Genomic DNA, 26,699 nt, shown 5'->3' on the forward strand with positions numbered 1-26,699 from the left:
GCGCAGGGAGGGGACGAAGATGCGTGTCCCGCATACGATGAGCCGCATGGGTGACGTACTGGCCGGATTTCATGCCGCCTGGGAGTTCGAGTCCGATTCCGTCCTCATCCGCTACGAGCGGGGGATGCGCACCCCCAAGCTGCTGTCGGCGCTGGGTGAACGGAGGATTCCGCTCACTGCGCTGTCCGGGGTGACGCTCACGCCGGGCAAGCGCGGGACGGTCGTCCTGCGCGCCGAGCCGCGACCGGGGGCCGATCCGCTGATGGAGGCGGCCGCGGGACAGCTGAAGGACGGCTGCGACCCCTACCGGCTGGTGCTGCCGGCCGAGCGGGAGGTCCTCGCGGAGTACTACGCCGAGGAGCTGCGGGCGCGACTGACGGCGTCCGGTCCCGCGGAACGGTTTCTGGTACCGGCTCCCGAGACGCCGCTGCAGTTCAAGGCGTACGACGCGAAGGCGAGCTTCGACGGCCGGACGGTGCGGTTCAGGTGGTTCTGGACGGGCGCGTCCTCGGCGAAGTGGAAAGCGGGCGACCAGAGTTTTCCGGTGGCCGAGCTGAGCGGGGTGGAGTGGCGCTCGCCGGAGCTGTTCGAGGGGCATCTGCGGTTGCTTCGCCGGGACGGCGGCGATACGGCGGAACAGCCGGCGCAGGCCGACCAGGATCCGGCGACGGTGGTGTTCGGGCTGGGGTACGGGCCCGTGCACGAGTCGCTGCCGTTCGCGGCGGCGGTCCTGGCGGCGGTGCGGTCGCGTGGGCCCGCGGCAGCGGTTGCCGCCGCGAGCCCGCGTCGTGATCCTTCCGAGGTGGCCGAACGGATCCGGCACCTTGGAGAGCTGCACCAGGCCGGGTTGGTCACCGACGAGGAGTTCTCCGTGAAGAAGGCGGAGTTGCTGTCGGAGCTCTGAGGTCCTCTTTCGGGTGCGGATCCGTGGGGCTGGCCGCGCCGTTCCCCGCGCCCCTGAAGACCTCTACTCGCGCCCGGCGGACGTGAACGTCATGTCCGCGTACCTGTCGCCCGCCACCTTCTGCGCTATCGGCTCCAGCAGGGCCAGCTCCGACTCCGTCAGTTCGATGGTCGCGGCCCGGGCGTTCTCTTCCACCCGGGTCGGCTTGCGGGTGCCCGGGATCGGGATCACCGGCAGACCGTGGACCCGGGTCTGCTGCTGGACCCAGGCCAGCGCGATCTGGGCCGTGCTCGCGCCGTGGGCCTCGGCGACCGTGCGGATCGGCTCCAGCAGGGCGAGGTTCGCCGCCGCGTTCTCGCCGGTGAAGCGGGGCTGCGTGCGGCGGTAGTCGTCGGCGGTGAGGTCCTGGTCGGCGTTGGCGAAGGAGCCGGTGAGGAAGCCCCGGCCGAGCGGGGAGTAGGGGACCAGGGTCACGCCGAGCTCGCGGACCGCCGGGACGACCTGCGCCTCGATGTCCCGGCTGAACAGCGACCACTCCGACTGCACGGCGGCGATCGGGTGGACCGCGTGGGCGGCGCGCAGTTCCGTTGCCGTGACCTCGCTCAGCCCCAGCTGCTTGACCTTGCCCTCGCGGACCAGGTCGGCCAGCACGCCGACGGTGTCCTCGATCGGCACGTTCGGATCGCGCCGGTGCATGTAGTAGAGGTCGATGACGTCGACGTCGAGGCGCTTCAGGCTCGCCTCGACGGCCTGGCGGATGTAGGGCTCGTCGTTGCGGATGATCCGGCGGGTCGGATCGTCCGGCGGGATCGCCAGAGCGAACTTGGTGGCGATGACGAGCTCGTCGCGGTGCGCCGCGAAGAACGGGGCGAGGAAGCGCTCGTTCTCGCCGGCGCCGTACGCGTCGGCCGTGTCGTAGAGGGTGACGCCCAGTTCCAGGGCGCGCTCCAGGGTGGCCCGGGACTCCTTCGCGTCCGAGGGGCCGTAGGCGAAGCTCATGCCCATGCAGCCGAGGCCCTGGACGCCCACCTCGGGGCCGCCGGCGCCGAGACGTGCCGTCGGGAGGGTCGGGAGGGTGGGGTGGTCGGTCATCGGGTCGGGGTCCTCTCCACTTCGTATGCCTGGGCGCGGGTGGCGTCGGCGTAGAACACGATCTTGCGGTCGAGCACGGCGAGCGTGTCCTGGAGTTCGGCGATCCGGGACTTCACGTCCTGCCGGGTCGCCTCGAGCAGTTCGCAGCGCTCGCCGTACGTGCTGTCGCCCGCACGCACCAGCTCCGCGTACCGCACCATGTCGGCGACCGGCATGCCGGTCAGCCGCAGCTTGCCGACGAGGTCGAGCCAGTCCAGATCGCGGTTGCTGTAACGGCGCTGGCCGGTGTGCGAGCGGTCGATGTGGGACATCAGCCCGATCCGCTCGTACCAGCGCAGGGTGTGGGCCGTCAGGCCCGTGAACGCGACGACCTCGCTGATCGTGTAGCTGTCCCGCCCGTCGGGGCGGGGATGCCGCGGCGGTGGCGCGGAGCAGACTTCTGCGGGGTCCGGGGCTTGCTCGATGGTCAGGTGGGTCACGGGGGTCACGGGCGTGGTCTGCAACACCGTCATGGCCTCCACGCTATGGCCTTGGAGTGCGCTCCAAGCAAGCGGAAACGGTAAGAAAACCAGGGGCGCGGCTTGATCGCACTGGTTAGCGTGCGGGGCATGAGTCTCGTACGCCGTGCCCTGCCCGAGGACGCCGCGGAAGTGCTGCGGCTGCGTCAAGTGATGATCGACTCGGTGTTTCCTGACGGGGCGACAGGGGTGACGGGGGCGACAGAGGCGCCGGGGGCGCCGGACTGGCACGCCGAGTCGCTGCCCGTGCTGCGGGCGCGGCTCGCCGAGGCGGACGGGGGCGGCTTCGGGGCGTTCGTCGTGGAGCGTCCCGAGCGGCCGGGCGCGCTGGCCGCGCTCGCGGTCGGGACGCTCGAGTACCGGATCGGGCGGGCCGGCAATCCGCGCGGGACCATCGGCTACGTCTTCAGCGTCGCCACCGACCCGGACGCGCGCCGGCGGGGGTACGCGCGCGCGTGCATGGACGCGCTCCTGGAGTGGTTCCGGGCGCAGGGCGCCCGCCAGATCCACCTCACCGCGTCCGCCGACGCCGCGCCGCTGTACGCCGCCCTCGGCTTCAAGCCCAGGCCGGACCCCTTGATGGAGCTGCTGCTGTGAGCGGCATAGGCTCGACGGCATGTCGCTCACGAGCCTCGCGCTGATCGAGAACTGGCCGGTTCCCTCCGCCTCGGCGGGGGTCGTACGGGCCGACGGCACGGTCCTGGGGACCCACGGCCCTGTCGGGCAGCGTTTCCCGCTGGCCTCGGTCACCAAGCCGCTCGCCGCGTACGCCGCCCTCGTCGCCTACGAGGAAGGGGCGATCGAGCTGGACGAGCCGGCCGGGCCGCCCGGGGCGACGGTCCGCCATCTCCTCGCCCACACCTCCGGCCTCGCCTTCGACGAGCACCGGGTCACGGCCCCGCCCGGCGAGCGGCGGCTGTACTCCAACGCCGGGTTCGAGCAGCTCGGGGACCATATCGCCAAGGCGGCCGACATCCCGTTCGCGGAGTATCTGCGGCAGGCGGTGCTGGAGCCGTTGGGAATGACGGCCACCTCGCTGGAGGGGTCCCCGGCGAAGGACGGCGTCTCGACGGTCGAGGATCTGCTGCGGTTCGCCGCGGAGGTGCAGGCGCCCCGGCTGCTGGATCCTCGGACGGTGGCTGCGGCGATGAGCGTGCAGTATCCGGGGACGAAGGGCGTTCTGCCGGGGTACGGGCATCAGAACCCCAACGACTGGGGGCTCGGGTTCGAGATCCGCGACTCCAAGTCGCCGCACTGGACCGGCTCTTCGTCCTCCCCGCGCACGTTCGGGCACTTCGGGCAGTCCGGTACGTTCCTGTGGGTCGATCCGGATGCGGGGGCCGCCGGTGTCGCACTGACCGACCGGGCGTTCGGGGCTTGGGCGGTGGAGGCCTGGCCGGCGTTCACCGACGCGGTGCTCTCCGAGGTGCGGGGCCGTCGGGCGGGCTGAAGGTCCACAGAAGCAGCTCCGTCTCCGTCCTCCCCACCGCCTCCATGTCCTTCGCGTCCACGATGCGCGCCGCGTCTCCCGGCCCCAGCCCGGCCCCCGGCTCCTCGCCCTCCAGCCGGACTTCGCCGCGCACCACATGGACGTACACCTGGGGTGCGTCCGGGACCGCTGTCCGCTCCCCCGCGGCCAGACGGCGCACGTGGAGCATCGCGTCCGCCTGTGGGACGGCGTACGGGGTGGAGTCGGCGATGCCGCGGACGATCTCGTAGGCGGGGTCGCCGCCGGGGGTCAGAGGGGCCAGCCACATCTGGACGAAGGCCAGGGGGGTGTCGGCGTCGTTGCGTTCCACGTGGCGTACGCCGGCCGCCGCGCTGAGGCGTTGCACGTCTCCGGGGCGGACCCGGGTCTCGTGGCCGGCCGAGTCGCGGTGGGTCAGTTCTCCCTCGATCACCCAGGTCACGATCTCGGTGTGGCTGTGCGGATGCTCGTCGAAGCCGGCGCCGGGGGCGAGCCGCTCCTCGTTGCAGGCGATCAGCGCGCCGAAGCGGAGGTTGTCGGGGTCGTAGTGGGGGCCGAAGGAGAAGGCGTGCCGGGTGTCGATCCCGGCCGCCGGGTCCCCACCGCGGTAGCGCGCCCCGGCGCGCCGTACGTCCATCACGGGGAACACCGTAGACCTGTCGTAGAGCTGCCGTCGGTCTTCGTCGGCCGACGTGGGCCAGGTGATGTCCTCGCCCCGAGCCCACCTCGACCTCCACCCCGACCCCCACCCCGACCCAACCCACCGGCCGACGCTCTCGCCCGCGACCCGGCGACGCACGCGCGCGTCCCGATAAGGCAGTCTTGTCCCCGTGCCCGAACCCGAAGCCACTCACCCCGAACCCGCCCCGCGCGTCGCGCATCCGCACCCCGCGACGCTGAAGCGGCTGGAGAAGTCCTCCGGAAGTCTCGCCGTCCAGGCCATCGCGCGCATGGACGAGGCACTGCCCTGGTACCGGGCGATGCCCCCGGAGAACCGTTCCTGGATCGGGCTGGTCGCCCAGGCCGGCATCGCCGCCTTCACGGAGTGGTTCCGGCATCCGGACGCGCCGCAGGCCATCTCCACCGATGTCTTCGGGACCGCGCCGCGCGAGCTGACCCGGGCCATCACGCTCCGCCAGACCGTGGAGATGGTGCGGACGACGATCGAGGTGATGGAGTCCGCGATCGACGAGGTCGCGGCCCCCGGCGACGAGAACGTGCTGCGCGAGGCGCTGCTCGTCTACGCCCGCGAGATCGCCTTCGCCACCGCGCAGGTCTACGCCCAGGCCGCCGAGGCACGCGGCGCCTGGGACGCCCGGCTGGAGTCGCTGGTCGTCAACGCCGTGCTGAGCGGCGAGGCCGACGAGGGGGCCGTCAGCAGGGCGGCGGCCCTCGGATGGAACTCGCCCGAGCATGTGTGCGTGGTCCTGGGGACCGCCCCGGACGGGGACTCCGAACTGACGGTGGAGGCGATCCGGCGGGCCGCCCGGCACGCCAAGCTGCAGGTGCTGACCGGGGTGCTCGGCACCCGGCTCGTGGTCATCGCCGGCGGCAGCGACAATCCGCTCGCCGTGGCGAAGTCGCTGATCGGGCCGTTCGCCGCCGGGCCGGTCGTGGCCGGGCCCGTGGTGCCCGACCTGCTGGCCGCGACCCGGTCCGCGCAGGCCGCCGCGGCCGGACTCAAGGCGTGTTCGGCGTGGCAGGACGCGCCGCGGCCGGTGCTGTCGGACGATCTGCTTCCGGAGCGCGCGATCGCCGGTGATCCCGGTGCGCGCGAGCAATTGGTGGAGGAGATCTACAGACCGCTCGAGGAGGCCGGGTCAGCACTCCTGGAGACACTCGCCGTCTATCTCGAACAGGCGTCCAGTCTCGAAGGGGCCGCCCGGATGCTCTTCGTCCATCCGAACACCGTGCGCTACCGGCTTCGACGTGTGACTGACGTCACCGGTTGGTCGCCGTCGGATGTACGCTCCGCGTTCACGCTGCGGATCGCGCTGATCCTGGGGCGTCTGGTCGATGGAGATCCTCAGACCTAGGCTTTTGTCGGGGCTCCACAAAACCCCCTGCTGTTCTTCGTCCCTGTCCCCACGGGCGGCTGAGGCCGTCCCCAAGAGAGAGTGTGAGAGTGCTCGTACTCGTCGCTCCCGGCCAGGGCGCCCAGACGCCCGGCTTCCTGACCCCCTGGCTCGACCTCCCCGGTGTCGAGGACCGTCTGCGCGCCCTCTCGGCGGCCATCGACCTCGACCTGGTGCACTACGGCACGAACGCCGACGCGGACGAGATCCGTGACACCGCGATCGCCCAGCCGCTGCTCGTCGCCGCCGGACTGGTCTCCGCCGCGGCGCTCGGTGACGCTGTCACGGACTTCGTGCCGGGAGCCGTCGCCGGGCACAGCGTCGGCGAGATCACCGCGGCCGTCTTCGCGGGCGTGCTCGACGACACCGCCGCGCTGTCCCTCGTACGCACCCGGGGTCTGGCCATGGCCGAGGCCGCCGCGGTCACCGAGACCGGCATGTCGGCGCTGCTCGGCGGCGACCCCGAGGTGTCCGTCGCGCATCTGGAGAAGCTGGGCCTGACCCCGGCGAACATCAACGGCGCCGGCCAGATCGTCGCCGCGGGCACGCTGGAGCAGCTCGCCGCGCTGGCCGAGGACAAGCCCGAGGGCGTCCGCAAGGTCATCGCGCTGAAGGTCGCCGGCGCCTTCCACACGGTTCACATGGCTCCCGCGGTCGAGACGCTGGCGGCCGCCGCCAAGGGGCTCACGCCGGCCGACCCGAAGGTCCGTTACGTCTCCAACAAGGACGGGCGGGCCGTCGCCACCGGCGCCGAGGTGCTGGAGAGGCTGGTCGGTCAGGTCGCCAACCCGGTCCGCTGGGATCTGTGCATGGAGACCTTCAAGGAGCTCGGCGCGACCGCGATCATCGAGGTCTGCCCCGGCGGCACCCTGGTCGGCCTCGCCAAGCGCGCCCTGCCCGGCGTGCGGACGCTGGCCCTGAAGACCCCCGCCGACCTCGATGCGGCTCGCGAGCTCATCGCCGAGCACAGCGCTGCCTAAGGAGCCCTGATGGCGAAGATCAAGCCCAGCAAGGGCGCCCCGTACGCGCGCATCCTCGGCGTCGGCGGCTACCGCCCCACCCGGATCGTGCCCAACGAGGTCATCCTGGAGACGATCGACTCCTCCGACGAGTGGATCCGCTCGCGCTCCGGCATCGAGACCCGGCACTGGGCGAACGGCGAGGAGACCGTCGCCGCCATGTCGGTCGAGGCCTCCGGCAAGGCCATCGCCGACGCCGGGATCACCGCCGAGCAGATCGGCGCGGTGGTCGTGTCGACCGTCTCGCACTTCAAGCAGACTCCGGCCGTGGCCACCGAGATCGCCGACAAGCTCGGCACGGACAAGGCCGCCGCCTTCGACATCTCGGCCGGCTGCGCGGGCTTCGGCTACGGCCTGACCCTCGCCAAGGGCATGGTCGTCGAGGGCTCCGCGGAGTACGTTCTCGTGATCGGCGTCGAGCGGCTGTCCGACCTGACCGACCTGGAGGACCGCGCGACGGCCTTCCTGTTCGGCGACGGCGCGGGCGCGGTCGTGGTCGGCCCGTCCGACGAGCCGCACATCGGCCCGACCGTGTGGGGCTCGGAGGGCGACAAGTCGGACACGATCAAGCAGACCGTGCCGTGGACGGACTACCGCGACGGCGAGGTCGCGAAGTTCCCCGCGATCACGCAGGAAGGCCAGGCGGTGTTCCGCTGGGCCGTGTTCGAGATGGCGAAGGTCGCCAAGGAGGCGCTGGACGCCGCCGGCATCACCGCCGACGAACTCGACGTCTTCATCCCGCACCAGGCCAACGAGCGGATCATCGACTCGATGGTGAAGACTCTCAAGCTGCCGGAGTCCGTCACGGTCGCCCGTGACGTGCGCACCACCGGCAACACCTCGGCCGCCTCGATCCCGCTCGCCATGGAGCGGCTCCTGGCGACCGGCGAGGCGAAGAGCGGCGACACCGCGCTCGTCATCGGATTCGGGGCGGGTCTCGTCTACGCCGCCACTGTCGTTACCCTCCCCTAGGCACTCCGTGCCGGACCAGCCGGTCCGGGACGGGAAACACCCACTGCCACACCCTCTGGAAAACTACGAAGGAGCGCCCAAAATGGCCGCCACTCAGGAAGAGATCGTCGCCGGTCTCGCCGACATCGTGAACGAGATCGCCGGCATCCCGGTTGAGGACGTCCAGCTGGACAAGTCCTTCACCGACGACCTGGACGTCGACTCGCTGTCCATGGTCGAGGTCGTCGTCGCCGCCGAAGAGCGCTTCGACGTCAAGATCCCGGACGAGGACGTCAAGAACCTCAAGACGGTCGGCGACGCGACCGACTACATCCTGAAGAACCAGGGCTGATCCACCGCCCCCTGGGCTGAACTGCCCCGCCACCCGGCGGTGGCGCCGCTGAATCCTCGTACCGTTGGAGAATGAATCCGTGAGCCCGACCAATCGCACCGTGGTCGTCACCGGTATCGGCGCAACCACACCGCTGGGTGGCGACGCAGCCTCTACCTGGGAAGGTCTGATCGCCGGCAAGTCCGGTGTCAAGGCCCTGGAGCAGGAGTGGGCGGCCGATCAGGCCGTCCGTATCGCGGCCCCGGTCGCCGTGGAGCCCACCGAGGTCATCCCGCGGCCGCAGGCCCGCAAGCTGGACCGTTCGGCGCAGTTCGCGCTGATCGCGGCCAAGGAAGCCTGGAAGGACGCCGGCTTCGTCGGCAAGGCCGGCGAGGAGGGCAGTGACGGGGGCGTCGAGCCCGACCGGCTCGGCACGGTCATCGCCTCCGGCATCGGCGGCGTGACGACCCTGCTCGACCAGTACGACGTGCTCAAGGAGAAGGGCGTCCGCCGCGTCTCCCCGCACACCGTGCCCATGCTGATGCCCAACAGCCCGTCCGCCAACGTGGGTCTGCTCGTGGGCGCCCGCGCGGGCGTGCACACGCCGGTCTCGGCGTGCGCGTCGGGCGCGGAGGCCATCGGCTACGCCATCGAGATGATCCGTACCGGCCGCGCCGACGTCGTCGTCGCCGGCGGCACGGAGGCGGCGATCCACCCGCTGCCCATCGCCGCGTTCGGCAACATGATGGCGATGTCCAAGAACAACGAGAACCCGCAGGCCGCCTCGCGCCCCTACGACGTGGGCCGCGACGGCTTCGTCATGGGCGAGGGCGCCGGTGTGATCGTCCTGGAGTCCGCCGAGCACGCGGCCGCGCGCGGGGCCCGCGTCTACGCGGAGGCGGTCGGCCAGGGCATCTCCGCCGACAGCCACGACATCGTGCAGCCGGAGCCCGAGGGCCGCGGCATCTCGCACGCCCTGCAGAATCTGCTCGACAACACCGACCTGAACCCGGCGGAGATCGTGCACGTCAACGCGCACGCCACCTCCACCCCGGCCGGCGACGTGGCCGAACTGAAGGCGCTGCGCAAGGTCTTCGGCGACGACGCGGACCACTTCGCGGTCTCCGCGACCAAGTCGATGACCGGTCACCTGCTGGGCGGCGCCGGCGGCGTCGAGTCCGTCGCGACGGTCCTCGCGCTGTACCACCGGATCGCCCCGCCGACCATCAACCTCGACAACCTCGACCCCGAGGCCGAGGCGAACGCGGACATCGTCCGCGGCGAGGCCCGCAAGCTGCCCGTGGAGGGCCGTATCGCCGCGCTGAACGACTCGTTCGGCTTCGGCGGGCACAACGTGGTGCTGGCGTTCCGCAGCGTCTGAGAAACGGTCTCAGCAGCACCTGTACGCAGGTGAAAGGCCCCCACCTTCTGGAGGTGGGGGCCTTTCACCTGTCCGGACACCTGCTCCGGACACCTGGTCCGGCCACCTGTCCCGGCTTCAGACCACCTGGTGCAGCCAGCGCACCGGAGCTCCCTCGCCCGCGTATCTGAACGGCTCCAACTCGTCGTCCCAGGGCTTGCCGAGGAGCTTGGACAGCTCGCCCTCCAGGTCGGTCTCCCCGCGCTGGCTGCGCAGCAGGGCCGCGCGCAGCCGGTCCTCGGGGATGAGGATGTCGCCGTGGATGCCGGTGACGGCGTGGAAGATGCCGAGGTCGGGGGTGCAGCTGTAGCGCTCGCCCTCGGCGGTGGCGCAGGGCTCGGCGGTGACCTCGAAGCGCAGCAGGTGCCAGCCGCGCAGTGCGGAGGCGAGTTTGGAGGCGGTGCCGACCTCGCCTCTCCAGGAGAACTCCGAGCGCCAGGTGCCGGGCGCGGCGGGCTGCCGGATCCAGTCGAGGTTGACGCGCGTGCCGAGCACCCCGGCGACGGCCCACTCGACGTGCGGGCACATCGCGCGCGGCGCGGAGTGCACGTACAGAACTCCACGTGTCGTCACCGGGACCTCCGGGCAGAGCGGGACAGTCTTGCAGGCTGGCATGGCTGCGGTGCAGGCAGCCGCGTTGATGGCGAGGCTACCGTGCGGCGGCGCAAGGAGTGTGACGTACCGTCGGTCCCGGTGCCGTGAACGTCCGCCATTCACCCGGCAGGACGCCTGCACGGGTGTGAAGCGTTCCCTCTTGTCGGTTGCTTCCTGCCGCGGCTCGGGAACTCCCGTGCGTTGTCATGGGTGGGGCCGTTGTACGCAGAGCGAGGGGATCACCAGGGGATGCGGATGCGAAACCGGCGCACGCGGGCGGCGCTCGCCGTCACGACGGCGGCCGTGCTGGGCCTGACCGGCTGCGACTCGCTGGGCGGCGACGCGACGGGGTCGTCGTCCACCGGGGCGAGAGCGGCGAAGCCGTCGCCCTCGCCGACCCCGCTGTGGGACTCCAGCCCGTCCTCGGTCGCGGCCGTCGGCGACTCCATCACCCGCGGCTTCGACGCCTGTACGGTCCTGCAGGACTGCCCGGAGGTGTCCTGGGCGACCGGCAGCAACAGCCAGGTGAACAGTCTGGCCGTGCGGCTGCTGGGCTCGGCGAAGGCGGCCGCGCACAGTTGGAACTTCGCGGCGACCGGGGCGCGGATGGCGGATCTGGCGGACCAGATGACCCGGGCCGCGGCGGAGAAACCGCAGCTGGTGACGGTGATGGCGGGGGCGAACGACGCGTGCCGGGCGTCGGCGGAGGAGATGACGCCGGTGGCCGACTTCCGTACGGAGTTCGAGGCCGCGCTGAGCACCCTGCGCCGGGCGCTGCCGAAGTCGCAGGTGTACGTGGCGAGCGTGCCGAACCTGAAGCGGCTGTGGTCGCAGGGGCGGACCAACGTGCTGGGCAAGCAGGTGTGGAAGCTGGGCATCTGCCCGTCGATGCTGGGCGACGCGGACGCGCTGGACTCGGCGGCGACCCTGCGGCGCGAGACGGTGCAGAAGCGGGTGGAGGACTACAACACGGTGCTGGAGGAGGTCTGTGCCAAGGACGTGCGGTGCCGGTTCGACGACGGCGCGGTGTACGACTACCGGTTCGGGACCGATCAGTTGAGCCACTGGGACTGGTTCCATCCGAGTACGGACGGACAGGCGCGGCTCGCGGAGATCGCGTACCGCAAGGTCGTGGCGAAGGGCGCGTGACGGGGGCGGCCGGGGCCGGTGACTTAGGGTTTCGCCCATGAGCGAACACTTCGGAACACTTTCCGACGGCACCCCGGTGCACCGCTGGACCCTGGAGCGGGCGGGCACCCGGGTGCGGGTCCTGTCGTACGGCGGGATCGTGCAGTCCGTCGAGGTCCCGGACCGGGACGGGTTCGCCGCGAACGTGGTGTTGGGGTTCGCGGACCTGGCCGGCTATCTCGCGCATCCGGAGCCCTATCTCGGCGCTCTCGTCGGGCGGTACGCCAACCGCATCGCGCACGCCCGCTTCCCGCTGGACGGGCTGACGTACGCGCTGGCGCCGAACAACGACCCGAACTCCCTGCACGGCGGCGAGCGCGGCTTCGACAAGCGGGTGTGGGAGGTCGAGCCGGTGGCGCACGGGCTGCGGCTGAGCCGGGTCAGCCCGCACGGAGAGGAGGGCTTCCCGGGCCGTCTGGAGGTCACGGCGACGTACACGCTCGACGCGTCGGGCGCCCTGCGGTTCGTGTACGAGGCGGTCACGGACGCGCCGACGGTGGTGAACCTGACCAACCACAGCTACTTCAACCTCGGCGGCCCCGGCGCCGGCAGTGCGGGCGGCCATGAGCTGCGGCTGGCCGCCTCCCGGTACACGCCGGTCGACGCGGACCTGATCCCGACCGGCGACCTCGCGGAGGTGGCGGACACCCGCTTCGACTTCCGTACGGCGCGCAAGGTCGGCTCGGACTACGACCACAACTTCGTGCTCGACAAGGGCGTCACGGACGCGCCGGCCGAGGTGGCCGAGTTGCACGACCCGGCGTCCGGGCGGGTGCTGACGGTGGCGACGACCGAGCCGGGGCTCCAGCTGTACACGGCCGACCACCTGGGCGAGCCCTTCTCGCCCGGGGAGGGCGTGGCGCTGGAGACCCAGCACTTCCCCGACTCCCCGAACCGCCCGGAGTTCCCGAGCACCGAGCTGCGGCCGGGCGGGGTGTACCGGTCGGAGACGGTGTACGGCTTCGGGGTGCGCCGGTGATTCCGATTCGCCGGAGTCGGCGGTAGACCGACGGTAAATAGCCCCGGTCCAGGGGTCAGGTCCCGGACCGGGGCTGTTCGTGGGGCGCGACAGGCGCCGGTTCAGACGTTAATCGTCGCGGTGATCCTGCGGTCTGCGATCGACCTACCCACCTGGATTTCGTACGAACCCTTCACAAAGAACCACCGGTCCGCGGCCTCGTCCCACACCTCGAAGGCACGGCGCGGGATCTCGACGACGACTTCGGCGCTCTCCCCCGGCCCGGCCTCGACGCCGGCGAAGCCGGCCAGCCAGCGGGCGGGGCGGTCGCCGTCCCGTCCGACCGGCGCGAGGTAGATCTGCACGACCTCGCGTCCGGCCCGCTCGCCGGTGTTGCGGACGCGCACCTTCACCGTCGTACCCGCCGTCGTACCCGCCACCTCGACGGACTCGTAGGCCCAGTCGGTGTAGCCGAGGCCGTGGCCGAAGGGGTACGTCGGGGTGCGGCCCGCCCGCTCCCAGGCGCGGTAGCCGATGAAGACGCCCTCGGTGTAAGGGAGTTCGCCGTCGACAGGGACGACCTGGGTGACCGGGGCGTCGGCGAGGGAGCCCCAGGTGGTGGGCAGGCGGCCGCCGGGCTCGTGCGCGCCGGTGAGGACGTCGGCGAGAGCGGCGCCGCCCTCCTGGCCGGGGAACCAGCTGAGCAGGACCGCGGCGACCTCGTCCCGCCAGGGCATCTCGACCGGGGAGCCGGCGTTGACGACCACGACGGTGTTCGGGTTGGCGGCGGCGACGGCGTGGACGAGGTCGTCCTGGCGGCCGGGCAGGCGCAGGTTCTTGCGGTCGAAGCCCTCGGACTCGACGCGCTCGGTGGTGGCGACCACGACGACGGCGGTGTCGGCGGCCCGGGCCGCCGTCACGGCCTCCGCGATCAGTTCGTCGGGGTCGCGCCGCGGTTCCTGGTGGGTGAGGGCGAAGACGACGGCCTTGAAGGGGACGCCCTCGGGGAGGGCGACGACGAAGGCGAGGGAGACCTCGACCGGCCGGCCCTCGACGAGTTCGACCTCGGCCCGGGGCTGCGGGACCCCGAAGAAGGCCTCGAAGGGGTCGCCGTCGTCGGCGGGGCGCTGGACGTCGTCGAAGTACGTGGTGCCGTCCACGGTGAGGGCGAAGGCGCCGGCGCCCTTGATGCCGAAGACGTGCGGGCCGCTGTCGCGCGGGGTGAAGGTCCCGGCCAGCTCCACGGTGCGGAGCGTGTCGTGGGTGACGCCCTCGGGGAGGTCCGAGCCCATCCAGTTGATCTCGCCGGTGGGAGCGGCCCCGGTCCCGATGAGGGCGCCCGTCTCGTCACGGCAGAGGGCGCGCAGCTCGAACCCCTTGTCGGCGACGGCGAGTTCGGTGTTCGGGTCGGCGCCGACGGCGTAGCTGAGGCTGCCCTCGGGGAGGGCGGCGGTGAGGCCGTCGAGCGGGGAGACGATCCGGGCCGGGAAGACGACGGCGGAGCCGCCGCCCAGGACGCGGGCGTCGCGGGCGGCGGCGCCGATCAGCGCGACCGTGGCCTCGGGGCGCAGGGGCAGGGCCCGGTCCTCGTTGCGGGCGAGGACGAAGGAGCGGCGGGCGATCTCGCGGGCGAGTTCGGCGCCGTCGACGGTCTCGGGGAGGTCGGTGACGGCCGGCTGCGCACCCTCGAGGATGCCGACGCGGGCGGCGAGCCGCAGTACGTTGCGGACGGCCTGGTCGACCGTGGACTCCTCGGCCCTGCCGTCCCGCACGGCCTGGGCGAGGGCCTCGCCGTAGACGGTGCGGGGGCCGGGCATGGCGACGTCGAGGCCGCCCTCCATGGCGGCGACGGTGTCGCGGGCGGCCATCCAGTCGGAGACGTTGTAGCCGTCGAAGCCCCATTCTCCGCGCAGGACCTCGTTGACGAGGTCGCGGTGCTCGGTCATCGACGTGCCGTTGACCGTGTTGTAGGCGGTCATGACGCCCCAGGGGCGGGCGTTCTCGACGATCGCCTCGAAGGGGGCCAGGTACAGCTCGCGCAGGGCGCGGGCGCCGACCACGTTGTTCACGGTGAAGCGCTCGGTCTCGGCGTCGTTGGCGACGAAGTGCTTGACGGTGGTGCCGACGCCGCCCTCCTGGACGCCCGTCACATAACCGGTGCCGATACGGCCGGTCAGGTAGGGGTCCTCGCTGTAGGCCTCGAAGTGGCGGCCCCCGAGCGGGGAGCGGTGGAGGTTGACCGTCGGGGCGAGGAGGACGTGGACGCCCTTGCGGCGGGCCTCCTGGGCGAGGAGCGTGCCGGCGCGGTGGGCGAGGCCGGGGTCCCAGGCGGCGGCGAGGGCGGTCGGGGAGGGCAGCGCGATGGACGGGTCGCCGCCGGTCCAGCGCACGCCGCGGACGCCGATCGGGCCGTCGGACATGACGAGGGACTTCAGGCCGATCTCCGGCAGGGCGGGCAGGGACCACATGTCCTGGCCGGCCAGGAGCCGGGTCTTGGCGTCCAGGTCGAGCTTGCGGAGCGCCGCCTCCACGACCGCCTCGACGCCCGTCTCGACGCCCGTCTCGACGACCACTTCGACGCCCGCCTCCACGTCCGCTTCCGTTCCCGCCACGGGATGCCTCCTCGTTGAGTGCGCGTGCAGTTCCCCCATCGTGTCCCCTATCGTCCACGGTTTACCTGTAGAACGGTAGGTTTCGTTATCTTGACGTTACTTTTCATGACCGGATGACGTACCGTGACGGCATGAGCCCCAGAACCAGGAGTCAGGAGCGGCGGACCGAGATCGTCCGGGCCGCCCTGGAGGTGATCGCCGAGCGCGGCTACCGGGGCGCGAGCCTGGCGGCGGTGGCCGAACGGGTGGGGCTGACCCAGCAGGGGCTGCTGCACCACTTCCCGACCAAGGAGGCGCTGCTGGTGGCGGTGCTTCAGGAGCGGGACCAGTGGGACTCCAGGCCGCAGCCCCAGTGGCGGATCGACCTGCTGGTCTCGCTCGTCGAGTACAACGCCATGCGACCCGGCATCATCCAGACGTTCTCGGCGCTGCTCGGCGAGAGCGTCACCGAGGGACATCCGGCGCGCGGCTACTTCACCGACCGCTACCGCAAGGTGCGCGAGAGCATGGCCGCGGTGCTGCGCGCCAAGTACGGCGACCGCCTCCCCAGCGGCCTCACCCCCGAACGCACGGCCCCCCTCCTCGTCGCCGTGCTGGACGGCCTCCAGTACCAGTGGCTCCTGGACCCGGAGTCGGTGGACATGGCGGAGGCGTTCCGGGACTTCCTCACACTGCTGGGCGAGGACTGACCGCCACCACCTCGACCTCGATCAGCGCCTCGGGCCGGAACAGCCCGGACACCTCGAAGGTCATGCTGGTCGGCGGGGTCCCGGTGAGGAACTCCCCGCGTACGGCCCCGTATTCGGCGAGCCGGGTGATGTCCGTGAGGTACGTGCGGATGTTGATGACATCGGCATGGCCGACCACAGCCCGTCCGGCGATTGAGGACGAGGCCGTTCAGGCCGACATGGGGTCCGGGGGCGAGCCCCCGGGGGCTCTTCGATGCCGGGGGCTCGCCAAGCCCGCGGTACCAGGTGGCCCCGTCAAGCTCGCGGCAGCATGCCGCACGGCTCGTTCACGGGCGCCGCACGCTCGCTGGGCTGGACCCAGTCCGCCGTGTCCCGGCAAGTCTCCTCGCTGGAGGGGGCGTTGGGCGGCGGGCCGCTGTTCGACCGGCTGCCGCGAGGGGTGCGGCCGACCGAGGCCGGGCGGGTGTTGGCGCCCTACGCCGAGTCCGTCGTCGAGGCGTTGGGCGGAGCGCGGCGCGAACTGGCCGCACTGCGGGAGGGGTTGGGCGGGCGGCTGCGGTTCGGGGCGTTCCCCACGGCGGACGCGGCGCTGGTGCCGCGCGCCCTGGCCGGGTTCCGGGACCGGCACCCCGGCGTCCGGGTCACCTGGGAGCAGGGGCTGACCCCCGGCCTGCTGGACCGGCTCGCGGACGGCCACCTGGACGTGGCGGTGGTCTCGACGACGAGCCGCGCCCCGCTGGAGCCGTACGCCCTGCACCACCTCCTCGACGAGTCGCTGTACGTCGCCGTCCCGGCCGCCCATCCCCTGGCCGGGCACGCCGGGCCGGTACGACTGGGGCGATTCGCCGACGCCGACTGGATCTCCGGCGGCCCGCACCCCGAGGGCACCCTGCTCGACGCGGCGCTGCGCGAGGGCTTCCGGCCGCGGGTGGCGCATGTCGTCGCCGAGTGGACCGCCAAGCAGGGGTACGTGGCGGCCGGGCTGGGCGTCGCGCTGGTCCCGGCGCTCGCCGCCGCCTGCGTACGGCAGGACGTGGTGCTGCTGCCCGTGCGGGAGGCGGGCGCTGCGGCGCGGGCGGTGTACGCGGCGACGGCTCGGGGGCGGTCGCGCACGGCGGCGGTGGAGGGGTTCGTGGCCGCGCTGCGGGAGGCGGCGGCCGACGTGCCCGGCACGGTGGCGTAGACCACTCCTGTCACGGGATACTTCCGGCGTCCCGCAGCACGCTCCCCACAGCGACGGAAGGACCTCAACCCCCGTGCATTCCATACGAGTTCGCGTACGAGTTCGCGTCGGTGCCCTCGGGCTGGCCCTGTTGGCCGGCCTCACCGCCCCCTCGACCGCCGGCGCGGCCGAGGCCGAGGCGGCGCCCGCCCCCACCGTCGAGGAACAGCGGCTGGAGCAGGCCGTACCGCGGGAGATCCTCGAACGTTCCGGATTCGACTCCGTGGCACCGGAGTTGGCACGCGCGCTCGCCTGCGCGCACTCCTACGCGCAGGCCCGCCGACTCGTCGTCCGGGAGGGTGCGGCCCTGTGGCGGCGGGCGGTGGACCGGGCGCAGGGGCGGGGGCCGGCCGGCGGCGATCTGAGCCGGGACGACGACCGGCCGCTGTACTGGGCGCGCCTCGGCATGACCCGCGAAGTCCGCACCTGGGAACCGGAGTTCGGGCTCACCGACGGCCGGAGGGCCGCGCTGCTCGACGCCCTGGAGCGCACCTCGCGCGGCCAGACCGACATCGGCTACCCGCAGGCCGCCAAGGGGCTCAAGCGCGTCCTGGTGACCGGTTTCGACCCGTTCACCCTGGACCGGGACATCCGCATCTCCAACCCCTCCGGCGCGAGCGCGCTCGCTCTCGACGGCACGGTGATCGAGACGGCGGACGGTCCGGCGCGGGTGGAGACGGCCGTGTTCCCGGTGCGCTGGCAGGACTTCACGGACCAGACGGTGGAGCGCACGCTGCGGGCGTATCTGCCGAAGGTGGACCTGTTCACGACCGTCAGTCAGGGCCGGGTCGGCCGCTTCGACGTGGAGCGCACCAACGGGGCCTGGCGGGGCGGTTTCCCCGACAACGACAACATCGGCCGGACGGAGACCGTCCCGGTGACCGACCCCGCCTCGCAGCCGCAGTGGACGACCACGACCCTGCCGTACGCCGCGATCGTGGCCGCGGACACCGGACGGTTCCCGGTGTACGACAACACGAGCGTGACCGAGATCCCGGCGGGCGCCGCGGACTCCGTCGTACGGCCGGACGGGCCCACCTCCGGGTCTACGGCGCGGGCCGGGGGCGGCGGGAACTACCTGTCCAACGAGATCGCCTACCGCGCGACCCTGCTGCGCGACCGGTTCGGCCTGCACGACAGTCTGCCGGGCGGGCATGTGCACACGCCGGTGCTGCAGTTCGGGACCGGCAACACCGACCCGGCGACGGGGACGGTGACGGACCCCGAGTTCGTCCGCAACCGGCTGGACATCATCGGGCAGGTGCGGGCGATCCTGAGCGTGGCGGCCGGCGCGTAGGACCTGTCCGGGCCTCGGGCCTCGGGCCTCGGGCTTCGCGGCTCAGGCCTCGGGCTCGGGCCTGCGTCAGGAGGTCGCGGTCTCGCCTTCCGGCGCGTCGACGGGGTCGCCGTCCTCCCCGTCCTCGCCGGCCTCCCGGGTCTCCTCGCCCAGCAGGTCACGGGCCATCAGGGTCGCGCCCGCGACCGCGCCCGGCATCAGGAACACCGCGACGAAGGGCACCAGGAAGGCCAGGCCCAGGGGGGTGCCGAAGCCCCAGACCAGGGTCTTGCGGGAGCGGAGCAGGGCGAGGCGGGCGCGCAGGTCGACGTCCCGGCGCTGGAGGGCGACGGCGGTGAGCTCCTCGGTGAGGAAGAAGCCGGTGACGACGAAGCCGATCACCGGGATCGCCGTCTGCCCGAGCACCGGCACGAACCCGAGGGCGAACAGCAGCACGGCCCAGACCAGCGCCCTGGCCAGGATGCGGAGGCTGTCGCGGGCGGAGACCCACAGTTCGCGCCAGAGCGGGAGGCCCGACTCGGGGGCGGCGCCGTCGGGCGAGACGTCCCGGTCGACCTTCTCGGAGAGGCTCTCGTAGAACGGCTGGCCGACCAGGAGGGTGACCGCGGTGAAGGTCAGGACGGAGAGGAGGAGGCCGAGGGCGAACAGCACGACGGTGAGGAGGCCGCGGAAGAGGCCGAGCCAGGGGCTGGACCAGTCGTCGGCGAAGGGGGTCGCCCAGCCGACGAAGTCCGTGCCCCACACCGCGAGCGAGATCAGCGCCGCCGCGTAGAGGACGAGCGTGATCAGGCCGGGCAGGAGCCCGAATCCGTACTGCTTGCCGTGCCGGGCCACCCATCGCTGGCCCTTCAGGAGATACGTGAACCCCACCCCAAGATCGCGCATGGCCGAACTCTATCGGTCGGGTTCGGTCCCCCCGCTGACGCCCTGCTGACAGGCCGCTGACAGGCCCTCCAGGGGAGGTCCTAGGCCATCCGGGGTATCGGTGACACCAACACCCTCTTGTTGCAGTTGAGTCGAACAGGTACACCTCGCCGTACCGATCTCCGGAAGCAACGATCTCGGCAAGTCCAGAGGAGGTACGCGTGCGCAACACGACCACCACCCCTGCCAGACCTGTTCTGATCACCGCCGTCGCCCTCACCGCGACGGGCTCACTCCTGCTCACCCCCCACACCGCCGGCGCCGACCCCAAGCCCGTCACCCGGGCGGACACCCGGGAGGGCTCGGCCCTCGACACCGGTGCCGCCAAGTCCCCCGAGAGCGCGGCGCGTCGGGCGCTGATCGCCCCGGCGGCAGCGCGGACCGACACCCGCGGCTATCCCCGGCGCCAGAGCCTCGCCCCCGACCCCGAGAACCCCGCCGACAAGTCCCTCAAGCTCGGCCTCACCCCGTACCACGCGATCGCCCCGAAGCTCAACGCGCTCCAGGCGCTCGGCGACCGGGTGAGCGTGGAGGTCGCCGGGACGTCGGCGGGCGGGCGCCGGCTCTTTCTGGTCACCGTCACCGCTCCGGAGACGGCCCGTCAGGCCCGCGCCCAGGAACGGATGCGCGAGCTCATCGAGAACGCGCCCGCCGCGGCCGCCAAGGACCGGACGATCAAGGCGGACTACAAGACGCCCGTCTTCGTCAACAACAACATCCACGGCAACGAGTGGGAGGGCACGGACGCGTCCCTGAAGCTCATCGAGCAGCTCGCCACCGCCGGCGACGCCAGGACCCGCGACCTGCTCGCCCACAGTCGCCTGTACTTCAACGTCACCGCCAACCCGGACGGCCGGATCGCCGGCACCCGCGCGAACGCCGACGGTTTCGACCTGAACCGGGACTTCGTCACCGCCTCTCAGCCCGAGACGCGGGCGATGCGGCAGATCGAGATCGACAAGCAGCCTGCCGTGATGCTGGACCTGCACGGCTACGTCAACGGCACCCTCATCGAGCCCACCACTCCCCCGCACGGCGAGAACTACGAGTACGACCTCTTCCTGAAGAACACCTACGCCAACGCCCTCGGCATGGAGGCGGCCGTCAACGGCCTGGGCTACACGCCCGCGAAGGACGGCGTGCAGCCCGCCCAGATCCCCTTCCGGGACCAGGACGAGGGCTGGGACGACTGGCCGCCGATCTTCACCCCGCAGTACGCGGCCTTCCACGGCACGGTCGCCGCGCACACCGTGGAGATCCCGCTGACGGTCAACAACGCGGCCTACACCACCCTCCCGGTCGAGGAGCTGCGCCGTCGCTCCGCGATCAACACGGCCGTCGCCGGGGCCGCCCTGCGCGCCACGCTCGACTTCGTCGGCGCCCACCGCGCCTCCCTGGTCGCCGACCAGATCGAGGTGTTCCGGCGCGGCTCGGTCGGCGCGGCCCAGGTGCCGGTGTCGGCGCAGAGCGTCCCGGGGGTGCCGGGCATCGGCCCGGAGGACGTCTACACGACCGCCTTCCCACGCGCCTACGTCCTCCCGGCGGGTACGACGTCCACCGCCCGCCTCGTCGACCACCTCCTCGCCAACGACGTCCGCGTCACCCGCGCCGCCCGCGCCTTCCGGCTCGGCGGACGGTCGTACCCCCGGGGCACGTACGTCGTCGACATGCGTCAGCCCAAGCGGGGTCTGGCGAACGTGCTGCTGGCCGACGGGCGGGACATCAGCGACAAGGTGTCGGTGATGTACGACATCTCGGGCTGGAGTCTGGGACGGCTGTGGGGAGCCGAGGTCGTGGCCGTGCCGGGCGGCGGTCTGTCGGGGCTGTCGCTGCGCCCGGTCTCCGCGGCCGCGCCGGTGGCCTCGGTCGCCCCGCGCGGCGACCTGCGCCTGCGCCTCGACGACCCGAACGCGGTGGCCGCCCTCAACTCGCTGCTGAAGCAGGGGGTTTCGGTACGGCGGTCAGCGGAGGGCGACGGGAGTGTCGTCGTGCCCGCGTCGGCGCGGGCCAAGGCCGTCGCGGTCGCGCGGACGTACGACGTCTCCTTCACGGCGGCCTCGGCAACACACCTCACCGGCACCGGTGTCGCTCCCCTGCGCCCGGTCCGGGTCGCCGCCGCGGTGACGGCCGGTGAACTGTTCGCGCTGCGGGAGATGGGCTTCGACGTCGCCCCGGTCTCCACGGCCGTCCTCAACGCGGGCTTCGACTGGTCGACGGCGGACGTGCTGTTCGTGTCGGCCGGGCTCGACCGGGCCGCCCTGACCGCTTCCGCCCGCAGTGCCCTCGACGCCTTCCTCGCCGGTCACGGCCTGGTCGGGCGGGGCGCCGACGGGGCCGCGGTCGGGGTCGGCGCGGGGCTGCTGGACGTGACGGCCGTAGAGGGCAACGGAGACGCCAACGGCGTGGTGCGGGTGGTGAATTGGGGCGGACCGGTGACAGCCGGGGCCCCGGACCACTCCTTCGTCTACGCGCCGGTCTGGTTCACCGATCTCGGCCCCGGGGTGCGCGTCGAGCAGGCGTACGCCGCCGGGAGTCCGCTCGTCTCCGGCCACTGGCGGGCGCTGGCCGACGGCTCGGGCGGGCCGTCCGCCGCGGCCGGTCGGCCCTCGGTCGTGAGCGGGCCGCACGCTGTCCTGTTCGGCACGGAACCCCTCTTCCGGGACCATCCGAAGGGGGAGTTCCCCCAGGTCGCACAGGCGTTGATCACCATGGCACAGGCAAGCAGCAGTGGGCTGGTTGAGGAGAGCGGATGACTCGGATGACGAAGGAGATCCACGGCACCGTCGCCGACGGTTTCGAAGCGGTGCGGGAGGAGTTCGCCGCGTTCGTGGCGGGGGAACAGCCCGACTACGAGGGCCAGTTGTGCGCGTATGTGCACGGCAGGCCGGTCGTCGACCTGTGGGCCGGGGACGGCGTGGCCGCCGACTCCCTCTACGGCGTGTTCTCGTCGACCAAGGGCGCGGCGCATCTGGTGGTCGCTCTCCTGGTCCAGGAGGGCACTCTGGAGCTGGACCGCAAAGTCACCTACTACTGGCCGGAGTTCGCCGCCGAGGGCAAGGGCGCGCTGACCCTGCGCGAGCTGCTCGCGCACCGGGCCGGGGTGGTCGGCACGGACACCGGGTTCTCCCGGCAGGAGCTGGCCGACGACCGGCAGATCGCCGAACGCCTCGCCGACCAGCGGCCGTTCTGGCGTCCGGGCACCGCCTTCGGCTACCACGCGCTGGTCATCGGCGCGCTCACCGGCGAGGTCGTACGGCGGGCGACCGGCCGTACGCTCCAGGATGTGTACGAGGAGCGGGTGCGCGCCCCGTACGGGCTGGACTTCTTCCTGGGGCTGCCGGCGGTGCACGAGCCGCGCTTCCACACCGCGCTGCCGATGGAGCCGAACGCCAAGCAGCAGGCTCTGCTGGACTCCCTGCCGAGCGGGCCGCACACCCTCGCCGCGATCGCCTTCAACCGGCACGCGGCCGAGCCCACCGACCTCGAACTCCTGCCGAACGACCCCCTGATCCGCGCCAAGGGCCCCGCCTCGGTGGGCGGGGTGGCGTCCGCGCGCGGGCTGGCCGGGCTGTACGCGGCGGCGATCAGCGAGGTCGACGGGAAGGCGCCGCTGCTGAAGGAGGACACGGCGGCGGAGTTCGGGCAGTTCCACTCCGCCGGGTACGACCTGGTGGCGCGCGCCCACAAGTCGTACGGGCTGGGGTTCCAGGCGACCGCGGACAGCTGGCATCCGTTCCTGGGCGTCGGGGCGTTCGGACACAGCGGGGCGGCGGGCAGCCAGGCGTTCGCGGACCCGCGCAGCGGGCTCGCCTACGGCTACACGCGACGCCGGTTCGTCTTCCCCGGCGGATCGGCGCCGGAGAACAACCGGCTGGCGGCGGCCGTGCACCGGGCGGCGCTGGCCGTCTGACCGGCGGCACACACGGCGATGGCCGCACCCCACGTCCAGGGGTGCGGCCATCGGCGTACACGAGCGACCGTCAGAGCCGCCAGGTCAGGGCGTGCCGGGTCAGAGCGTGCGGGTCAGAGCGTGCCGGGTCAGAGCTTGACGATCATCTTGCCGGTGTTGTCGCCGCGCAGGACCCCGAGGAACGCCTCCAGGTTGTTCTCGATGCCTTCGACGACCGTCTCGCGGTACTTCAGCTCGCCGGAGCGGACCCAGGCGCCGACCTCCTGCACGAACTGCGCCTGGAGGTCGTAGTGGTCGCCGACCAGGAGGCCCTCGATGCGGCCGCGGGTCGCGATGAGGCGGGCGAGGTTCTTCGGGCCGGGGGCGGCCTCGGTGTTGTTGTAGACCGAGATCATGCCGCAGATCGCGATCCGGCCGTGGAGGTTGAGGGAGCCGATGGCCGCCTCGAGGTGGTCGCCGCCGACGTTGTCGAAGTAGACGTCGACGCCGTCCGGGGCGGCCTCGCGCAGCTGCTCGGCGACGGGGCCGTTCTTGTAGTTGAAGGCCGCGTCGAAGCCGTACTCCTCGACGAGGAGCTTGACCTTGTCGTCGGAGCCGGCCGAGCCGATGACCCGGGAGGCGCCCTTGAGCTTGGCGATCTGCCCGACCTGGCTGCCGACGGCGCCGGCCGCGCCGGACACGAAGACGGAGTCGCCCTCCTTGAAGGCGGCGGTGCGCAGCAGGCCGGCGTAGGCGGTGAGGCCGGTCATGCCGAGGACGCCGAGGTACGTCGACAGGGGCGCGGCCTCGGGGTCGACCTTGACGGCCTGCTTGGCGTCGACGGTGGCGTACTCGCGCCAGCCGCCGAAGTGCAGGACGTGGTCGCCGGCCGCGATGCCCTCGGCGTCGGAGGCGACGACCTCGCCGACGGCCCCGCCCTGCATGACCTTGCCCAGCTCGAAGGGGGCGACGTAGGACTTGGCGGCGCTCATGCGGCCGCGCATGTACGGGTCGACGGAGACGTACGCGTTGCGGACCAGCACCTCACCGGGGCCGGGCTGCCGGATCTCCGCCTCGGCCAGTTCGAAGTCCTCGGACTTCGGCCAGCCGACGGGGCGGCTGAGCAGACGCCATTCGCGGCTGGTGGTGGGGAGGGCGGAGTCAGTCATGGGGGGTGCCTTGCCTTTCACGTCCAGAAGCTTCACTACCTGAAACAACCATGCGCCTTAATATTTCAGGATGTCAAGTAAAGGGGTACGCTGGAGTCCATGTCCACGCCCTTGTCCGTGCCGGTCCCCGCCCCCCTCCCCGCGCCGCAGAAGAGCCGTCCCGACCCGCTGACCATGGAGGTCGTCGAGCTGATCGGCGACGTCGTGGCGCGGTTCTACGAGGACTACGAGGACGCGGCGGCCGATCACACGCTGACCGGGGCGCAGGCGCGCCTGCTCAGCCTGCTGTCCCTGGAGCCGCTGCCGATGCGCAAGCTGGCGCAGAAGCTGAAGTGCGAGCCGTCGAACGTCACGGGCATCGTGGACCGGCTGGAGGCGCGGGGCCTGGTCGAGCGCCGCCCGGACCCCGCCGACCGCCGCGTGAAGCTCGCGGCGGCCACCGAGGAGGGGCGCCGGGTGGCCCGTAGCCTGCGGGAGTCGCTGCGGTTCGCGCGCGCGCCGCTCGCCGGGCTGTCGGACGAGGAGCGGGTGGTGCTGCGGGGGCTGCTGCAGCGGATGCTGCGGGCCGAGGCGGCCGCGGAGGCGGAGGGCCGGGGCGGGAAGGGCTGAGGTCAGTCGTCCGAGCCGGAGTTCTGGTTACTGCCGGAACTGCGGTTCCTGCCGGCCCCGCGGCTCGCGCCGCGCACCAGTTCGCCCGCCGCCATCGTCCCGAGGGCGATCACCCGCACCCAGCGCGGGCCGCCGCGCGTCGACGCCCACCAGATGCAGACGCACCCTCCGACGGCCAGCGCCAGGACCCCTGCCAGAACGACCACGATCACGCCGGTCCCCCGCCTTCTGCTTGCTCGTTCACTGCTTCGTTCACCGCTTCGTTCTCTGCTTGGTTCTCTGCTTGGTCCTCTGCTTCGTTCACCGATTCGTCCGCTGCCCCGGTCGCTGTCGCCGTGAACTCGTACTGCAACTCGTAGAGATGCCCCGCCTTCACCATGACGGTGACCTCGACCGGACGGTTGCGTGCGTCGTGGACGACGCGGAGGGTGCGCAGGACCGGCATGCTGCTCCTGAGGCGGAGGGCCCGGTACTGCTCCTGGGTGGGGACGCGGGCGGAGACCCGGTCGGCGCTGCGGCGCGGTGGATGGCCGAGTGCGGTGAGCAGGGCGGGAGTTCCGCCCTTGATGCGGCGGCGGTCCGTCAGGGGCGTGCCGCGGGCGATGTCCAACGGGTAGTAGGACTGGGCGAGTTCGGCGGGCTCGTCGTCGATCAGCAGGATCTGGCAGCGGAGCAGGGCGGCGCCGTCGCCGGGGAGGCCGAGGGCGGCCCGGACGTCGGCGGGCGGGCGGCACTCCGTGACGTCGAGGATCTCGCTGCGGGCGTGCGTGCCGTGCTTGGCCGCCTCGGTGAGCCAGCGGCAGGGCTCTCCGGGGCCGCCGGGCGTCATGAGGGCGGCGGGGGCGACGGTGCGCTGACGGTGCTCGCGGACCGTGACTGCGGCGCCCGCGCGGCTGACCACCAGACCTTCGTCCTTGAGGAGTTGCACGGCCTTCTGCACCGTGGCGGCCGCCGCGTCGAAGCGTTCCTTCAGCTGTGCGGTGGACGGCAGAGGGGTGCCGGGAGCCGCTTCGCCGCTCATGATGTCGTCGCGCAGATCGGCCGCGATCCTCTCGTGAAGCGAGCGGCGGTCGGCGGCTTCCGGTTCTGCCTTGGGCACGGTCATCCGATCCTGATCTGGTAGCGCAGTCTCTGCCGTAGGGCAGGCATCACCATACGGTCGACCTGGATCGGCCGCTCCGCGCGGTCCAGGGTCAGCCGGGTGAGCCGCAGAACCGGCTCGCCGGGGGCGGTCCGCAGGGCTTTCCGCTCCTCCTCGTCCGGCACCCCGGCGGTCACGTCCTCCCGTACGAGCGCGCCGACATGCCCGAGTTCGGCGAGGAAGGTGACGGCTCCGCCGGGGATCTTCGCGGTGCGGGCGAGGGGGGTGCCGCGGGCGATGGCGGTGGGGTAGTAGGTGTCGGTGAGTTCGTTCGGCAGGTCGTCGAGGAGGATCAGCCGCCGCCGTACGACGACGGGCTCGCCGTCCGCGATCCCGAGCAGCTCCGCCACCTCGGCGGGGGCCGGCGTCTCGCCGGCGTGCACGATGCGCTGCGTCCCGCGCCGCCCTTGGGCTGCGGCTTCCTCCGCCCAGGCGTCGCCCCGCCCTTGCTCCCGCGGCGTCAGATACGGCAACGACGCGCTGACCCAGCTGCTCGCACCCACGAGGTCCTCCCCAACGGCCGATCGTTTCTTCGCCCGTGCCGCCCTCCACGGTAGGCGACGGCGCGCGAGTCCCTTCAGCGCCCCTGGAACTACCTGGCCCGTACGTCGAACACGCCTCGAAACCCG

Annotated in this window: 26 protein-coding genes and 1 pseudogene; 16 read left to right on the forward strand and 11 right to left on the reverse strand. The window is 72.2% G+C overall.

What is annotated here, in order from left to right; genetic code table 11:
* Nucleotides 1-37 precede the first annotated feature (37 nt).
* Entirely contained in the window at nt 38-904 is an 867-nt protein-coding gene (locus OG562_RS11880; protein WP_266409214.1) for a DUF4429 domain-containing protein, read from the forward strand.
* A gap of 63 nt (nt 905-967) precedes the next feature.
* Here OG562_RS11880 and OG562_RS11885 read toward each other — a convergent pair whose 3' ends face one another.
* Both OG562_RS11885 and OG562_RS11890 read right to left on the reverse strand, forming a co-directional pair.
* Nucleotides 968-1,996, reverse strand: a complete 1,029-nt coding sequence (locus tag OG562_RS11885) for an aldo/keto reductase (protein ID WP_266396461.1) — start codon at nt 1,994-1,996, stop codon at nt 968-970.
* Nucleotides 1,993-2,508, reverse strand: a complete 516-nt coding sequence (locus OG562_RS11890) for a MerR family transcriptional regulator (protein WP_266396463.1) — start codon at nt 2,506-2,508, stop codon at nt 1,993-1,995. The genes OG562_RS11885 and OG562_RS11890 overlap by 4 nt, the downstream gene beginning before the upstream one ends.
* Before the next feature lie 96 nt (nt 2,509-2,604).
* Here OG562_RS11890 and OG562_RS11895 point away from each other — a divergent pair, with 96 nt between their 5' ends.
* Both OG562_RS11895 and OG562_RS11900 read left to right on the forward strand, forming a co-directional pair.
* Complete coding sequence (locus OG562_RS11895; RefSeq protein ID WP_266396464.1) at nt 2,605-3,111, forward strand: GNAT family N-acetyltransferase; 507 nt, start codon at nt 2,605-2,607, stop codon at nt 3,109-3,111.
* Nucleotides 3,112-3,130: 19 nt separating this feature from the next.
* Nucleotides 3,131-3,964, forward strand: a complete 834-nt coding sequence (locus OG562_RS11900) for a serine hydrolase (RefSeq protein ID WP_266396466.1) — start codon at nt 3,131-3,133, stop codon at nt 3,962-3,964.
* On the opposite strand, the gene OG562_RS11905 is transcribed toward OG562_RS11900, so the two are convergent.
* The gene (locus OG562_RS11905; RefSeq protein WP_266409216.1) at nt 3,918-4,619 is read right to left on the reverse strand and encodes a pirin family protein; all 702 of its coding nucleotides are present in this window, start codon (nt 4,617-4,619) and stop codon (nt 3,918-3,920) included. The genes OG562_RS11900 and OG562_RS11905 overlap by 47 nt on opposite strands.
* 193 nt (nt 4,620-4,812) lie before the next feature.
* Here OG562_RS11905 and OG562_RS11910 point away from each other — a divergent pair, with 193 nt between their 5' ends.
* The 5 genes from OG562_RS11910 (at nt 4,813) to OG562_RS11930 (ending at nt 9,739) form a co-directional block, all read left to right on the forward strand.
* On the forward strand, nt 4,813-6,018 hold the full coding sequence (locus OG562_RS11910; RefSeq protein ID WP_266396468.1) for a CdaR family transcriptional regulator: 1,206 nt from the start codon (nt 4,813-4,815) through the stop codon (nt 6,016-6,018).
* A gap of 89 nt (nt 6,019-6,107) precedes the next feature.
* Nucleotides 6,108-7,037 carry an ACP S-malonyltransferase gene (locus OG562_RS11915; protein WP_266409219.1) on the forward strand — a complete coding sequence of 310 codons (930 nt, stop codon included), beginning with the start codon at nt 6,108-6,110 and terminating at the stop codon, nt 7,035-7,037.
* A gap of 9 nt (nt 7,038-7,046) precedes the next feature.
* Nucleotides 7,047-8,048 (forward strand): ketoacyl-ACP synthase III, encoded by a 1,002-nt coding sequence (locus OG562_RS11920; protein ID WP_266396469.1) that lies wholly within the window; start codon nt 7,047-7,049, stop codon nt 8,046-8,048.
* A gap of 82 nt (nt 8,049-8,130) precedes the next feature.
* Nucleotides 8,131-8,379, forward strand: a complete 249-nt coding sequence (locus OG562_RS11925; protein WP_019067091.1) for an acyl carrier protein — start codon at nt 8,131-8,133, stop codon at nt 8,377-8,379.
* A 79-nt stretch (nt 8,380-8,458) separates the two neighbouring features.
* Nucleotides 8,459-9,739, forward strand: coding sequence for a beta-ketoacyl synthase (locus OG562_RS11930; protein ID WP_266396471.1), 1,281 nt, complete (start codon nt 8,459-8,461; stop codon nt 9,737-9,739).
* Nucleotides 9,740-9,856: 117 nt separating this feature from the next.
* Here the strand turns inward: OG562_RS11930 and OG562_RS11935 are convergent, their stop codons facing one another.
* On the reverse strand, nt 9,857-10,351 hold the full coding sequence (locus OG562_RS11935) for a DUF3145 domain-containing protein (RefSeq protein WP_266396473.1): 495 nt from the start codon (nt 10,349-10,351) through the stop codon (nt 9,857-9,859).
* Nucleotides 10,352-10,621: 270 nt separating this feature from the next.
* On the opposite strand from OG562_RS11935, the gene OG562_RS11940 reads away from it, so the two are divergent.
* The gene (locus tag OG562_RS11940; RefSeq protein WP_266396474.1) at nt 10,622-11,521 is read left to right on the forward strand and encodes an SGNH/GDSL hydrolase family protein; all 900 of its coding nucleotides are present in this window, start codon (nt 10,622-10,624) and stop codon (nt 11,519-11,521) included.
* 37 nt (nt 11,522-11,558) lie between these two features.
* Complete coding sequence (locus OG562_RS11945; protein ID WP_266396475.1) at nt 11,559-12,539, forward strand: aldose epimerase family protein; 981 nt, start codon at nt 11,559-11,561, stop codon at nt 12,537-12,539.
* 101 nt (nt 12,540-12,640) lie between these two features.
* Here the strand turns inward: OG562_RS11945 and OG562_RS11950 are convergent, their stop codons facing one another.
* Nucleotides 12,641-15,091, reverse strand: coding sequence for a beta-glucosidase (locus OG562_RS11950; protein ID WP_266409222.1), 2,451 nt, complete (start codon nt 15,089-15,091; stop codon nt 12,641-12,643).
* Between the two features lie 152 nt (nt 15,092-15,243).
* Between OG562_RS11950 and OG562_RS11955 the strand changes: the two genes are divergently transcribed.
* A complete protein-coding gene (locus tag OG562_RS11955; RefSeq protein WP_266396477.1) occupies nt 15,244-15,819 on the forward strand; it encodes a TetR/AcrR family transcriptional regulator in 576 nt (191 codons plus the stop codon).
* Here OG562_RS11955 and OG562_RS11960 read toward each other — a convergent pair.
* Nucleotides 15,797-15,985 (reverse strand): annotated as a pseudogene (locus tag OG562_RS11960) (Rid family hydrolase); the annotation flags it as partial. The gene OG562_RS11955 and the pseudogene OG562_RS11960 overlap by 23 nt on opposite strands.
* 144 nt (nt 15,986-16,129) lie before the next feature.
* Between OG562_RS11960 and OG562_RS11965 the strand changes: the two are divergent.
* Entirely contained in the window at nt 16,130-17,002 is an 873-nt protein-coding gene (locus OG562_RS11965) for a LysR family transcriptional regulator (protein WP_266396478.1), read from the forward strand.
* 82 nt (nt 17,003-17,084) lie between these two features.
* Nucleotides 17,085-18,338 (forward strand): pyroglutamyl peptidase, encoded by a 1,254-nt coding sequence (locus tag OG562_RS11970; protein WP_266409225.1) that lies wholly within the window; start codon nt 17,085-17,087, stop codon nt 18,336-18,338.
* A 66-nt stretch (nt 18,339-18,404) separates the two neighbouring features.
* On the opposite strand, the gene OG562_RS11975 is transcribed toward OG562_RS11970, so the two are convergent.
* On the reverse strand, nt 18,405-19,223 hold the full coding sequence (locus tag OG562_RS11975) for an EI24 domain-containing protein (protein WP_266396479.1): 819 nt from the start codon (nt 19,221-19,223) through the stop codon (nt 18,405-18,407).
* Between the two features lie 200 nt (nt 19,224-19,423).
* Here OG562_RS11975 and OG562_RS11980 point away from each other — a divergent pair, with 200 nt between their 5' ends.
* A complete protein-coding gene (locus OG562_RS11980; protein WP_266396480.1) occupies nt 19,424-22,015 on the forward strand; it encodes a M14 family zinc carboxypeptidase in 2,592 nt (863 codons plus the stop codon).
* Nucleotides 22,016-22,020: 5 nt separating this feature from the next.
* Nucleotides 22,021-23,172, forward strand: coding sequence for a serine hydrolase domain-containing protein (locus tag OG562_RS11985; protein ID WP_266409227.1), 1,152 nt, complete (start codon nt 22,021-22,023; stop codon nt 23,170-23,172).
* Nucleotides 23,173-23,300: 128 nt separating this feature from the next.
* On the opposite strand, the gene OG562_RS11990 is transcribed toward OG562_RS11985, so the two are convergent.
* Complete coding sequence (locus tag OG562_RS11990; RefSeq protein WP_266396481.1) at nt 23,301-24,320, reverse strand: NADP-dependent oxidoreductase; 1,020 nt, start codon at nt 24,318-24,320, stop codon at nt 23,301-23,303.
* Nucleotides 24,321-24,419: 99 nt separating this feature from the next.
* On the opposite strand from OG562_RS11990, the gene OG562_RS11995 reads away from it, so the two are divergent.
* Nucleotides 24,420-24,929 (forward strand): MarR family winged helix-turn-helix transcriptional regulator, encoded by a 510-nt coding sequence (locus tag OG562_RS11995; protein ID WP_266396482.1) that lies wholly within the window; start codon nt 24,420-24,422, stop codon nt 24,927-24,929.
* Between the two features lie 2 nt (nt 24,930-24,931).
* Here the strand turns inward: OG562_RS11995 and OG562_RS12000 are convergent, their stop codons facing one another.
* Genes OG562_RS12000 through OG562_RS12010 form a run of 3 tightly spaced genes read right to left on the reverse strand, consistent with a single transcriptional unit; the run spans nt 24,932 to nt 26,573 of the window.
* Nucleotides 24,932-25,141 carry a hypothetical protein gene (locus OG562_RS12000; protein WP_266396484.1) on the reverse strand — a complete coding sequence of 70 codons (210 nt, stop codon included), beginning with the start codon at nt 25,139-25,141 and terminating at the stop codon, nt 24,932-24,934.
* On the reverse strand, nt 25,138-26,034 hold the full coding sequence (locus OG562_RS12005; RefSeq protein ID WP_266396486.1) for a GntR family transcriptional regulator: 897 nt from the start codon (nt 26,032-26,034) through the stop codon (nt 25,138-25,140). The genes OG562_RS12000 and OG562_RS12005 overlap by 4 nt, the downstream gene beginning before the upstream one ends.
* On the reverse strand, nt 26,031-26,573 hold the full coding sequence (locus OG562_RS12010) for a GntR family transcriptional regulator (RefSeq protein WP_266396488.1): 543 nt from the start codon (nt 26,571-26,573) through the stop codon (nt 26,031-26,033). The genes OG562_RS12005 and OG562_RS12010 overlap by 4 nt, the downstream gene beginning before the upstream one ends.
* Between the last annotated feature and the right edge of the window lie 126 nt (nt 26,574-26,699).

Origin of the sequence: Streptomyces sp. NBC_01275 (genome assembly GCF_026340655.1) — a bacterium.
In the GTDB taxonomy this organism is placed as follows: Bacteria; Actinomycetota; Actinomycetes; order Streptomycetales; family Streptomycetaceae; genus Streptomyces.